At 68.8% G+C, this 12,975-nt stretch carries 8 protein-coding genes; 5 read left to right on the top strand and 3 right to left on the bottom strand.

Annotated elements, in window-relative coordinates; translation table 11 throughout:
• The first annotated feature begins 276 nt into the window (after nt 1–276).
• The 5 genes from nadB to ACV7NO_RS02515 all read left to right on the top strand — a co-directional run bounded on the left by nadB (nt 277) and on the right by ACV7NO_RS02515 (nt 8,822).
• Nucleotides 277–1,863, top strand: coding sequence for an L-aspartate oxidase (gene nadB / locus ACV7NO_RS02535; protein ID WP_463404463.1), 1,587 nt, complete (start codon nt 277–279; stop codon nt 1,861–1,863).
• A gap of 130 nt (nt 1,864–1,993) precedes the next feature.
• Nucleotides 1,994–3,154 (top strand): serine hydrolase, encoded by a 1,161-nt coding sequence (locus ACV7NO_RS02530; protein ID WP_463404462.1) that lies wholly within the window; start codon nt 1,994–1,996, stop codon nt 3,152–3,154.
• Between the two features lie 225 nt (nt 3,155–3,379).
• Entirely contained in the window at nt 3,380–6,163 is a 2,784-nt protein-coding gene (gene polA / locus ACV7NO_RS02525; protein ID WP_463404461.1) for a DNA polymerase I, read from the top strand.
• A 108-nt stretch (nt 6,164–6,271) separates the two neighbouring features.
• Nucleotides 6,272–7,789, top strand: a complete 1,518-nt coding sequence (locus ACV7NO_RS02520; RefSeq protein WP_463404460.1) for a lipopolysaccharide biosynthesis protein — start codon at nt 6,272–6,274, stop codon at nt 7,787–7,789.
• A 90-nt stretch (nt 7,790–7,879) separates the two neighbouring features.
• Nucleotides 7,880–8,822, top strand: a protein-coding gene (locus ACV7NO_RS02515) for an IS630 family transposase (RefSeq protein ID WP_463404102.1) whose coding sequence is annotated in 2 segments (ribosomal slippage) — nt 7,880–8,226 and nt 8,225–8,822 — 945 coding nt in all. Because the reading frame shifts where the segments join, the coding sequence is not laid out codon by codon here.
• Between the two features lie 141 nt (nt 8,823–8,963).
• Here ACV7NO_RS02515 and purH read toward each other — a convergent pair.
• The 3 genes from purH to rpe are packed head-to-tail and all read right to left on the bottom strand — an operon-like array spanning nt 8,964 to nt 12,971.
• Entirely contained in the window at nt 8,964–10,529 is a 1,566-nt protein-coding gene (gene purH / locus ACV7NO_RS02510; protein ID WP_463404459.1) for a bifunctional phosphoribosylaminoimidazolecarboxamide formyltransferase/IMP cyclohydrolase, read from the bottom strand.
• Nucleotides 10,530–10,572: 43 nt separating this feature from the next.
• Nucleotides 10,573–12,312: a heparinase II/III family protein gene (locus ACV7NO_RS02505; protein WP_463404458.1), complete on the bottom strand. Its 1,740-nt coding sequence runs from the start codon at nt 12,310–12,312 to the stop codon at nt 10,573–10,575.
• The gene (gene rpe / locus ACV7NO_RS02500) at nt 12,309–12,971 is read right to left on the bottom strand and encodes a ribulose-phosphate 3-epimerase (protein WP_463404457.1); all 663 of its coding nucleotides are present in this window, start codon (nt 12,969–12,971) and stop codon (nt 12,309–12,311) included. The genes ACV7NO_RS02505 and rpe overlap by 4 nt, the downstream gene beginning before the upstream one ends.
• Nucleotides 12,972–12,975: the final 4 nt, after the last annotated feature.

The raw sequence follows: 12,975 nt of genomic DNA, 5'->3' as shown, positions 1-12,975 counted from the left end.
GGGCAGCGCGCTCGCGGGCGCGGTGGATCTTGGACGCTTTACTCACGACGGAGGAATGCGGCGTCCGCGATTCGCGTTCCGCGGTTCGTCGCAACGCTCGCCGTGTCGTGCGCCACCTGCGATGCGAGGCTGTCCTACACCGCCGCTTGTGTGGCAGGGTGCCGCGATGCGTATCGCCTGCCCTGCCCTCGCCGCCCGTCCTGTCGCCCCGTCGCACTGCGGGAGATTTCCACCCCGACGTGGCGGCAACTTCGGCAACTTCCGGACGCTCGCGGCATGACCGGCGCGATTCCGGCGGATGTCCTGATCGTCGGCTCGGGTGCCGCGGGGCTCACCGCCGCGCTCAACCTTGCCGATCGCTTCAAGGTCACGGTGCTGGCGAAAGGCGCGCTCAACGAGGGATCGACCGCGTGGGCGCAGGGCGGGATCGCCGCGGTGCTCGAGCCCGGCGACACGTTCGAGAACCATGTCGAGGACACGATGGTCGCGGGCGCCGGACTCAACGACCGCGCGATCGTCGAGTTCGTGGTCGAGGGTGCGCCGGCCGCGATCACGCGGCTCCAGAAGCTGGGCGTGCCCTTCGCGACCGAGGGCGACGCCCTGCACCTGACACGCGAGGGCGGGCACAGCCACCGGCGGATCGTCCATGTCGACGACGCGACCGGCTGGGCGGTGCAGGAGGCGCTCCAGCGCGCGGCGGAGGCACACCCCAACATCACGCTCGTCCCCGATCAGGTCGCGATCGATCTCGCGACCGGGCGGCACGAGCAGCGCTATTCGGGCGCGGGGCATGTCTGGGGGGTCTATGCGGTCGATCGGCGTTCGGGCCGGGTCGCCCTCTACACCGCGCGCGCGACGATTCTCGCGACCGGGGGCGCGGGGCGGACGTACCTGTTCTCGACTGCGCCGCGCGGTGCGACCGGGGACGGGATCGCGATGGCCTGGCGCGCGGGCGCGCGCGTGTCGAACATGGAATTCATGCAGTTCCACCCGACCTGCCTGTACAATCTGGAGGTCAAGAACTTCCTCATCACCGAGGCGGTGCGCGGCGAGGGCGGGCGGCTGCTCAACCCCAATACCGGCCACCGCTTCATGCCCGATCTCGATCCGCGTGCCGAGCTGGCCCCGCGCGACGTGGTGGCGCGCGCGATCGATGCGGAGATCAAGCGCTATGGACTCGACTACGTCCATCTCGACATCAGCCACATGCCCGCCGACTTCGTGCGTGGGCATTTCCCCAACATCCACGAGAAGCTGCTGGGGCTCGGCATCGACATGACGGTGCAGCCGATCCCGGTGGTGCCCGCGCAACATTACACCTGCGGCGGCATCGTGATCGACCGCGACGGGCGCACCGACCTGCCCGGGCTGTATGCCGCGGGCGAGTGCACGCAATCCGGCCTGCACGGCGCGAACCGGCTGGCGTCGAACTCGCTGCTCGAATGTTTCGTGTTCGGCGAGGCCGCGGCGAAGGACATCGCGGCGAGCTGGGACACGCTCCCCCCGCCCCCGCCGATCCGCGCGTGGGACGAAAGCCGCGTCACCGATTCGGACGAGGAAGTCGTCATCAAGCAGACCTGGACCGAGATCCGCCGCTTCATGTGGAACTATGTCGGCATCGTGCGAACCACCAAGCGGCTGGAACGCGCACAGCACCGGATCGCGCTGCTGACGAAGGAGGTCGAGGACTATTACGGCCATTTCCGCGTGACCCCCGACCTGATCGAGCTGCGCAACCTGCTACAGACCGCGGACCTCATCGTGCGCTCCGCGCTCCACCGCCACGAAAGCCGCGGGCTCCACTATACGCTCGACTGGCCTGAGATGGCCGCGGAGGCGGTCGACACGATCCTCGTTCCGTAACCCGCCGCACTTCAGGCGCGGTTCATCGCAGGGGCTGCAAACGGCTGTTTCCCATGACCAATTCTTGCGTACCGTCGCCCGCTGACGAGATTGGGGCCGAAGCCGGGCCCTGGGTGGGGCGATTTCCGACATGAGCGTGCGTGCGACGAGACTGGCGACCGCGATCGCGCTGCCTGCGATGGTGTCAACCGGGCTGGCCCTCGCGCTGTCGTCCTGCGGATCGGGGGAGCGCCCCACTGCCGGGGGCCGCGCCATCGCGCCCGCGCCCGCCGCGTTCGTCTCGATCCCCGTTCCCGCGATGCAGCCGCGCCCGGTCAACCGCGCGCCGGCCGCGCTGTCGGCCGAGGTCGCGTCGCTGATCCGCAACTTCCCCGGCAAGGCGGGAATTGCGATCCGCGCGGTCGACGAGGGCTGGACGGTCGAGGCGGGCGGGCGGCAGCGGATGGCGCAGCAGAGCGTCAGCAAGCTGTGGGTCGCGATGACCGTGCTCGACCAGCGCGACCGCGGGCTGCTCCGGCTCGATGACGCGGTGACGGTGACGCCGCGCGACCTGACGCTGTTCCACCAGCCGATCGCGTATCTGGTGAAGGGCGCGGGGTTCCAGACGACCGTCGGCAACCTGATGCTGCGCGCGCTGACGCAGAGCGACAACACCGCGAACGACCGGCTGCTGACGCTGGTCGGCGGCCCGGGGGCGGTGCGCGAGTTCATCCAGCGCAAGCAGCTGGGCGACATCCGGTTCGGTCCGGGCGAACGCCTGCTCCAGGCGCGCACCGCGGGGGTGACCTGGACGCAGTCGATGGCCGCAGGCGGTGCGTTCGAGGCGGCGCGGTCGCGGCTCGCGCCCGAGGTGCGGCAGGCGGCGATGGAAGCCTATGTCCAGGATCCGCCCGACGGCGCCGCACCGCTCGCGATCGCGGACGCGCTGGCGCGGCTGGCGCGGGGCGAGCTGCTGAGCGAGACGTCGACGCGGCTGCTGCTGTCGACGATGGCGGCGTCGGTGACGGGGCGCGCACGGCTGCGCGCCGCGGTGCCCGCGGGCTGGCAGATCGCGCACAAGACCGGGACCGGGCAGGAACTGGGGCGACGCAACGCCGGATTCAACGACGTCGGCCTGCTGACCGCGCCCGACGGCAAGCGCTATGCGATCGCGGTGATGATCGGCGACACGATGCGCCCGATGCGCGAGCGGCAACAGCTGATCCAGGCCGCCGCCGCCGCGCTGACCGGCTCGCGCCTGCCCAGCTCCTCGATCGCGGCCAAGGACGACGAGGCGCAGCCGGGGAGCTGAGCCCCCGCCCCCGTTCGTGCTGAGCCTGTCGAAGCATTGCCCTTCTTTCGCAGCCGTAGAGAAGAAAGGCAGCACCCTTCGACTGCCTGCCAAGGCAGGCGCTCAGGACAGGCTTCGACAAGCTCAGTGCGAACGGGTGGGGTTGAGGTTTGCCGATGCCACGGCGCGTCGTTGCCCCATTCTTCGCGGTTCCGCCCGCCCCGATGATCCGCTAAGCCGCCCGCCATGCCCCATCTCTATCTCGTCGACGGCTCGGGCTATATCTTCCGCGCCTATCACCGCCTGCCGCCGCTGACGAACAAGCATGGCGAGCCCGTCGGCGCGGTCTATGGCTACACCACGATGCTGTGGCGGCTGGCCGACGCGCTCCACAAGGCGGACGGCCCGACACACATGGCGGTGATCCTCGACAAATCGTCGAAGACGTTCCGCAACGACCTGTACGACCAGTACAAGGCACACCGCCCGCCGCCGCCCGAGGACCTCGTCCCGCAGTTCCCGATGATCCGCGACGCAACGCGCGCCTTCTCGCTGCCGTGCATCGAGACCGAGGGGCTGGAAGCGGACGACATCATCGCCTGCTACACCCAGGCGGCGCTGGCGCAGGGCTGGGCGGTGACGATCGTGTCGAGCGACAAGGACCTGATGCAGCTGATGACCGATCCGTCGGTCGACATGCTCGACACGATGAACAACCGCACGCTGACCGCGGACTATGTCGTCGAGAAGTTCGGCGTGACCCCCGACAAGCTGGGCGACGTCCTCGCGCTGATGGGCGATTCGGTCGACAATGTGCCAGGCGTCACCGGGGTGGGGCCGAAGACCGCGGCGAAACTCATCACCGAACATGGCGATCTGGAGGGCGTGCTGGCCGCCGCGCCGACGATGAAGACAGGCAAGCTGCGCGACAACCTGATCGCGCAGGCGGACAATGCGCGGCTGTCGAAGGTCCTGGTGACGCTGAAGTGCGACGACGCGCTGCCGCAGCCGCTCGATACGCTGGCGTTGCAGGGCATCCCCGACGCGCCGCTGCGTGCGTTCCTCGAGCATCACGGCTTCCGCTCGCTGCTGACCAAGCTGGGTGACGGCAGTACTGGTAGCGGGGCAAGCGTCGCCGACGCCCCGGTCGCGGTGCCCGCGCCGCCACCGGGCGTCGAGGAGGACGAACCGTGCAAGCATGACGCGTACGAGACCGTCGTCACCCAAGACGCGCTCGACCGCTGGATCACCATCGCAAGGCACCAGGGATGGATCGCGGTCGATACCGAGACGACCGCGAAGGACCCGATGCTCGCCGATCTGGTCGGCGTGTCGATGGCGCTCCACCCCAACCTCGCCTGCTATGTGCCGATGGCGCATGGCGGGACCGATATGTTCGCGGAAAAGCCCGTCCAGCTCGATCGCGACGCCGCGCTGGCGAAGCTCAAGCCGCTGCTGGAGGATCCCGCGGTCCTCAAGATCGGGCACAACCTGAAATACGACATGGTCGTGCTCGGCCGGCTGGGCATCGACGTCGCGCCGTTCGACGACACGATCGTGATGAGCTTCGATCTCGACGCGGGGCTGCATGGCCACGGGATGGACGAACTGGCGGCGACGCACCTGTCGCACAGCTGCATCGCGTACAAGGACGTGGTCGGCACCGGGAAAAAGGCGATCGGGTTCCAGGAAGTCGATCTCAAGACCGCGACGCGCTACGCCGCCGAGGATGCCGACGTGACGCTGAGGCTTTGGCGGCGGTTCAAGCCGAGGCTGCCCGCCGAAGGATCGACACGCGTCTACGAGATGGTCGACCGGCCATTGGTGCCCATCGTCGCGCGGATGGAGCGGCGCGGGATCAAGGTGGACCGCGAGGTGCTGGCCAAGCTGTCCGCGGGGTTCACGACGCAGATCGCGGAACTGGAAACGGTGATCCACGGGCTCGCGGGCACGCCGTTCACGATCGGATCGCCGAAGCAGCTGGGCGACGTGCTGTTCGAGCAGATGGGGATCAAGGGCGGGCGCAAGGGCAAGTCGGGTGTCTATTCGACCGACGTCAACGAGCTGGAGCGGATCGCGGCAGACAAGGATTCCCCCGGCAAGGCAATCGCGGCGCGCGTGCTCGACTGGCGTCAGCTGTCGAAGCTGAAATCGACCTATACCGATACCTTGCAGGAGCAGATCCACCCGGAGACCGGACGCGTCCACACCAGCTATTCGCTGACCGGCGCGCAGACCGGGCGACTGTCGTCGACGGACCCGAACCTGCAGAACATCCCGATCCGCACCGAGATCGGCCGCCAGATCCGCGACGCGTTCGTGGCCAACGCGGGCAACGTCATCCTGGCCGCCGACTATTCGCAGATCGAGCTGCGGCTGGCCGCGCACATGGCCGACGTGCCGCAGCTGAAGGCCGCGTTCGCGAACGGCGACGACATCCACTCGCTGACCGCGCAGGAGCTGTTCGGCGAGGTGAACCGCGACACGCGCGGGCGCGCCAAGACGATCAACTTCGCGATCCTGTACGGCATCTCGCGCTGGGGGCTGGCGGGGCGGCTCGACGTAAGCGCGGACGAGGCGCAGGCGATGATCGACCGCTATTTCGATCGCTTCCCCGGCATCCGCAACTACATCGCCGCGACGACCGAGTTCGTCCGCGAGCACGGCTATACCCAGACGCTGTTCGGGCGGAAGACGCACTTCCCGCGGATTACGTCGAAGGTGCAGCACGAGCGCCAGGGCGCCGAGCGCGCCGCGATCAATGCGCCGATCCAGGGGACGAGCGCGGACATCATCAAGCGCGCCATGGTGCGGATGGAACCCGCGCTTGCCGCGGCGGGCCTCGGGCATGTGCGGATGCTGTTGCAGGTGCACGACGAACTGGTGTTCGAACTGCCCAAGGGCGATGTGGAGGCGGCGCGGCCGGTGATCGAGCGGGTGATGGCAGGCGCGGCGGCGCCGGTGGTGACGCTCGACGTGCCGCTGGCGATCGAGATCGGGACGGGAAAGAGCTGGGGCGCGGCGCATTGAGCGATTGCCGCCTCCTCGCGCCGTTCGTTTCGAGCGAGGTCGACAAACGGCGCGTCTGGTTCGCGTTTCTCGACTTCGCTCGAAACGAACCGCAGCGGAGCGTTCTGCGTGACTGAGGCCACCCAGGATATCGACACGCTCGCCAAGGGCGGCCGCACCAATATCGCGGGCTTCATCCTGCGGCTGGCGGCGCGAATCCCCTTCCTGTTCATCGCGGGGCGGCTCTATGGGCCGGACCTCGTCGGGCGGTTCGCGATCGCGGTCGTGGTGGTCGAACTGGCGGCGCTGGTCGCGACGCTGGGGTTGAAGCGCGGCCTCGCGCAGGCGCTGAGCAAGACCGAGCGGCCGCATGTGCATGTCGTGTGGGACGCGATGGCGGTGGCGTTCGTCGTCGCGATGATCGCGAGCGCGGTGCTGTGGACCTTCCCGCAGGTGATGTATCCCAACACCGCGATCACCGGGCTCGATCGCTACCTGCCGCTCATCATCGTCGCGGTGGCGTGGTCCGACGTCAGCCTGGCCGCGCTCGCGTACCGGATGAACGTCAAGGCGACCGTCACCGCGCGTGCGGTGATCGAGCCATGGACGATCTCGATCGCAGCCTGGGCGTTCTCGTTCTTTACGATCCGCGACGGGCTGGTGCTGAGCTACGTCGCGTCGATGACGGCCGCGCTGATCGCGTCGATCGTGCCGTTCGTGAAGAGCTATGGCCTGCCGCACGGCTGGTCGCCGCGGCTGCGCGAGCTGATGGCGCTGGCGCGCGCGAACGTACCGCTGGCGGGGGCGGATGCGCTGGAATGGGGGACGCGCAACGTCGACCGCTTCATCCTGGGCGTGATGTTCGAGCCGAGGATCGTCGGCATCTACTACATGGCGCAGCAGGTCGCGTCGTTGCCGCAGAAATTGAAGACCTCGTTCGATCCGATCCTGGGGCCGGTCATCACCCGCAGCCTTGCCGAGAACGACCGCGCCGCGATCGCTTCGCAGGTGCGGCAGGTCGCGTTCTGGATCATCGCGGCGCAGGGAGGGCTTGCGCTGATGGGATCGATTCCCGGCGAAGCGGTGATGGGGGTCGTCGGGCCGCAGTTCGTCGCGGGGACCGCGGCGCTGGCGTTCCTGCTGATCGCGGAGGTGCTCGCCTCGACCGGGGCGGTGTGCGAATCGGCGCTGGTCTATACCGCGCGGCACCGCAACCTGATGATCTCGGTCGCGATGCTGGCGTTCCAGGTGGTGCTGAGCTTCGCGCTGATCTTCGCGATGCGCAGCGTCGGTTGGCCGCCCAACTGGCAGGCGGCAGGGCCCGCGGTGGCGCTGATGGTCAGCCTCGCGCTGACGTCGGTGTTCAAGGCGCGGCTGCTCGGGCGGATCCTCGACGCGCCGGTTTCGCCGCTGCGGTGGCCGATCGTGTGGGCGGCCGGGGCGGCGATCGTCGTTGGGGGCGCGTTCACGTTGCTGCCCAAGCGATATGAATGGGCGGAGCTGCTGATCGGTGAGCCCGCGATCGCGGGGACGTATCTGTTCGTACTCTGGAAATGGGCGTTCGGCCCCACGGATCGGGCGCTGTTCGGGAAATCGCCGATGCGCGAGGAGCCGACGCTGCCGAACAAGGGCGGGCTAACGCGCTAGAGCGTGATGACGTAGATCTGAATCGCTGAGGATTCCCATGGGGCTGGCGATCTGATTCAATGTGCCGGCTGGCGAAGGAGGCCAGCCAGCATGTCAAAGCCGTATTCGATGGACCTGCGGGAACGGGTGGTCAGGGCGGTAATCACCGATGGCATGTCGTGTCACGCGGCTGCTTCACGCTTCGGGGTGGCGCCGAGTTCGGCGATCAAATGGGTGCGGCGCTTTCGCGATACGGGCAGCGCCGCGCCGAGCCGGATGGGTGGTCGCCGATCCAACATCCTGTCCGGCGCGACACGTGACTGGCTGCTGGAGCGGATGACCCGCGACTTCACCTTGCGTGGACTGGTAGCGGAGTTGGCGAGCCGCGACGTGAAGGTCGACTATGTTCAGGTCTGGCGGTTCGCCCATGTCGAGGGGCTGAGCTTCAAAAAAAAGCGTGATGCCCGCCGAACAACTCCGTCCCGCGATCGCCCGGCGTCGGGCGCAGTGGAAGAAATACCAGGGTCGGCTTGATCCGGCGCGTCTCGTCTTCATCGATGAGACGTGGGTGAAGACGAACATGGCCCCTTTGCGCGGTTGGGCACCGGTCGGCCAGCGGCTCCATGCCAAGGTGCCCTACGGCCACTGGCGCACGATGACGTTCCTGGCGGCGCTGCGCTGCGACCGGATCGACGCGCCGTGCGTGCTGGACCAGCCGGTCAACGCGCAAAGCTTCACCGACTATATCGAGCAGTGCCTCGTGCCGACGCTGTCGCCCGGCGACGTCGTCATCATGGACAACCTCTCCAGCCACAAGAAACCCGCCATCCGCAACGCTATCCGTGCGGTCGGTGCCAGGCTGCTGTTCCTGCCGCCCTACAGCCCGGACCTGAACCCGATCGAGCAGGTTTTCGCCAAGATCAAACACCTCATGCGCAAGGCTGCCGAGCGATCCCACGAGGCAACATGGAGACGCGTCGGCACGCTTCTCGATGCCTTCTCCCCCGCAGAATGCCGCAACTACCTCGTCAACTCAGGATATGGGTCAGCTTGATGTCATCCGACTCTAGCTACGGCTTTTCGCCCGTTTGTGCTGAGCCTTTCGAAGCACCGTCTTTCTTCGGGTGTCGCGCATAGGAAGGACGGCACTTCGACAAGCTCGGTGCAAACGGGAGATGACGGGTATTGGGTCCGATCAATGCCGGAAGTGGCGCATCCCTGTGAAGACCATCGCGAGGCCCGCCTCGTCCGCCGCCGCGATCACCTCGGCGTCGCGGATCGAGCCGCCGGGCTGGATCACCGCGGTCGCCCCCGCCTCGACCGCGGCGAGCAGGCCGTCGGCGAAGGGGAAGAACGCGTCGGAGGCGACCGCGGAACCGATCGTGCGGGGCGTGTCCCAGCCCGCCTTGTCTGCGGCATCCTTCGCCTTCCAAGCGGCGATCCGTGCGGATTCGAGACGGTTCATCTGCCCCGCACCGACGCCCGCGGTCGCGCCGTCTTTCGCGTAGACGATCGCGTTCGACTTGACGTGCTTGGCGACGGTCCAGGCGAAGCGGCAGTCGGCGAGTTCCTGCGCGGTCGGCTGGCGCTTCGTGACTACGGTCAGCTCGCCGGGCACGCCCGCGTCGCGCGACTGGACGAGCCAGCCGCCCGCGATCGACTTCGCGGTCAGCCCCGCGCGCGTCGCGTCGGGCAGGTCGCCGGTGAGCAGCAGGCGCAGGTTCTTCTTGGCGGCGAACAGCGCCAGCGCCTCGTCGTCGGCATCGGGCGCGACGACGACTTCGGTGAAGATCGCGGTGATCGCCTCCGCGGTCGCGCGGTCGAGCAGGCGGTTGACCGCGATGATCCCCCCGAACGCGGAGACGGTATCGCACGCGAACGCCGCCTCATACGCTTCGGCGAGCGTGGCGGCGGTCGCGACGCCGCACGGGTTGGCGTGCTTGACGATGACGACCGAGGGCTCCGCATCCCGGAACTCGGCGATCAGTTCGAGCGCGGCATCGGCGTCGTTGTAGTTGTTGTAGCTGAGCGCCTTGCCCTGCACCTGCCGCGCCTGCCCGATGCCGCGCGTGGTGGCGCCGGCGGTGGTGTAGAAGGCCGCACCCTGGTGCGGGTTCTCGCCGTAGCGCAGCGCGTCGCCGCGGGTGAGCGAGAGCGCGAGCGTTGCCGGGAACGCCTCCTGCTGGTCGTCATGCGCGAACCAGCCCGCGATCATCCCGTCATACGCCGCGGTCGCGGCATAGGCCTTGGCGGCGAAACGCTTGCGGGTCGCCAGATCGGTTTCTCCGGTCGCGACCAGCGGATAGTCGGCGGGATCGGTGACGATCGCGACATACGCGTGGTTCTTCGCGGCGGAGCGGACCATGCTGGGGCCGCCGATATCGATATTCTCGATGATCTCGTCACGCGCGGCGCCCTTGGCGACGGTCTGCGCGAAGGGGTAGAGATTGACGATGACGAGGTCGATCGCGCCGATGCCGTGATCCGCCATCGCCTTTGCATGCGCGGGGTCGTCGCGCACCGCGAGAAGGCCGCCATGGACCATCGGGTGGAGCGTCTTGACGCGGCCGTCCATCATCTCGGGGAAGCCGGTGAGATCGGATACGTCGCGTACCGGGATCCCGGCATCGCGGATCGCCTTCGCGGTGCCCCCGGTCGAGACGAGTTCGACGCCTTTGTCGGCGAGCGCCCGCGCGAGATCGACGAGCCCGGTCTTGTCGGACACCGAGAGGAGCGCGCGGCGGATCGGGATCGTGGTCATGCGGAAGCTCTCGGCAAGGGAGGGATGCGCGAGGCTTTAGCGTTCACTTCGCGCGCTTCAAGGCCCAGCTGATGCTGGCGCCACCCGCCGCGGCCTCGCCCGAGACGACGAGCTGCTGCGTGCCGACCGGGCGGCCTTCGCCATCGATCCACACGCTGTCCTCGATCGCGAGCGCGCCGCCGCGGCAGCGGAACTGCCAGAGTGCGCCGCCGGGGAGCCGGAGGATCGCGGCCATGCCGTCCGCGGTCGCCGACGCCTGCACGCCGCGGCCGAGATGGAACCGGATCGCGAACGGGGTCGCGCCCGCACGCCGCTTGCGCCCCTGCGGCAGCAGCGAATCCTCGCCCCGCAGCTCGCGCCCGTCGCCGGTCAGCAACAGCTGGCGACGGTGGACGAAGCCCCAGCGGCGGACATAGCCGTCATGGCTCGCCTCGATCCGGCTGGCGGCGTCCGATTCCTGCCGGCTCAGCTCGACCTCGCCGACGCCGCGGCCCAGCGTGCCGTCGGCATGGATCGCGGTGCTGTTCGAATCGCCGACCGTCAGCGTCGAGTGCGCGGCGGTGGTCCGCAGCCCCTCCGCCATCGCCGGCGGGAGTTGCGCGACCGCGGCGCGCGCACCGCCGCAATTGACGACGATCCGCTGATCGCCATCGGAGAACTCGAACGCCAGCGTCGAGGCGCATCCGCCCTCCACCACGCGTGCGACGGGGGGCGGGGCGGCATCGACGATGACGACCGCGGGACCGGCGGCAAGCCGCTGATAGCCCCAGTCACGCGCCTGGCGCAGCGGGCGGGTGCGGATTCCCGACGCGTCGACGATCTCTGCAACGCGCTCCGCGGCGACCGGCCCCCCACCCTGCCAGCTCGACAGCGCACGATCGCCGTGACAGGTGCCGAGCAGCGCGGGGACCATCCGCGCGAGCGCCAGTTGCGCCGCATCGGGCAGGTCGAGCCGGCGCGCGGCATAGGTTTCGCGAAGCATCGCGAGGATCTCGATCGTGTCCAGCAGCGCCTGCGGCGCGCGGCTGACCGCGCCGCCATCGTCGAAAATCCCCGTCGCGAGCGCGCGGGCCAGGCCGGCCTCGCCGAAACCTTTACGCGGATCGCCGCCTGGGATCAGCAGCCCGGCGACGGTCACCCCGGCCCAGGCCGCGATGCGTTGCGGCCCCGGTGGCGCCTTGTCCGCGCCGCGCTCCAGATGTCGCGCGCCGCGCGCGATCGCGTTGAGGACGCGCGAGCGATAGACGAGATCGGTCGACGACAGGATCAGCGGCGCATGCGCGGTCCAGAACAGCAGCCGCCGGCCCCACAGATCGGGGCGCCACGCGAGCGGGGTCACCTTCTCGCTGTGGACCTGAAGCCAGCGCGCCATCAGGTCCTCGGCGACGGGCGCGCCCTGCGCACGGGTGGCGACGGTCGACAGGTCGCGCAGCCAGGCGAAGCTGTGGAGGTAATCGACGAACGGCGCGGGCGCGTCGGGCCGCGCATAGTCGAGCGCGCCGATCTCGCGCGTGGTGCCGCGATAATGGAGCTGGCCCCCGAGCAGCGCCTGCCCGCGGCGAACGTCGCCGACGATCGGATCGTCGGGCACCGCGATCAGCTTGAGCGGGTAGCGGCCCTTGAGACGCATCGTGTGGATCGGAGTCCGCCAGGTCAGCCGGTGGAGGCGTTCGGACAGTCGATCCGCGAGCGACAGGCCCTTGTCGCCGCCGACGCGCATCAGCCGCTTGCCCTGCTCGATACCGTCCTGCGGTTCGGTGTCGTGGTCGCCCGCCGCGCTCATCCGCCCCTGATCGCGCGAATGTTCGCGGCATAGGCGTCCGGCCCGCCGCGGAAGGTGGCGGTGCCCGCGACGAGCGCGTCGGCACCCGCCTCGATGCACTGGCGCGCGGTGGTCGCGTCGACGCCGCCATCGACCTCGAGATCGATGTCGCGCCCTGACGCATCGATCATCTTGCGGATCGCGGCGATCTTCTTCAACTGGCTGGGGATGAAGCTCTGCCCGCCGAAGCCGGGGTTGACGCTCATCACCAGCACCAGGTCGACCATGTCGATCAGGTAATCGAGCATCTTGGCCGGGGTGCCGGGATTCAGGACGACGCCCGCGCGCTTGCCGAGCGACTTGATGTGCTGGAGCGAGCGGTGGATGTGGGGGCCCGCCTCCGGATGGACGGTCAGCGTGTCCGCGCCGGCCTCCGCGAACGCATCGAGATACGCGTCGACGGGCGAGATCATCAGGTGGACGTCGAGCGGCTTCGTCGTGTGCGGGCGGATCGCCTTCACCACCGCGGGGCCGATCGAGATGTTGGGGACGAAATGCCCGTCCATCACGTCGACATGAATCCAGTCCGCCCCGGCCGCGTCGATCGCACGGATCTCCTCGCCCAGCCTGGAGAAATCGGCGGAGAGGATCGACGGGGCGATGCGGACGGGCTTCTGCATCGCC

This window comes from Sphingomonas sp. Ell38C01, assembly GCF_055231975.1.
Note: the sequence above shows the minus strand (reverse complement) of the source record. Positions and strands in the feature narration are given on the sequence as shown.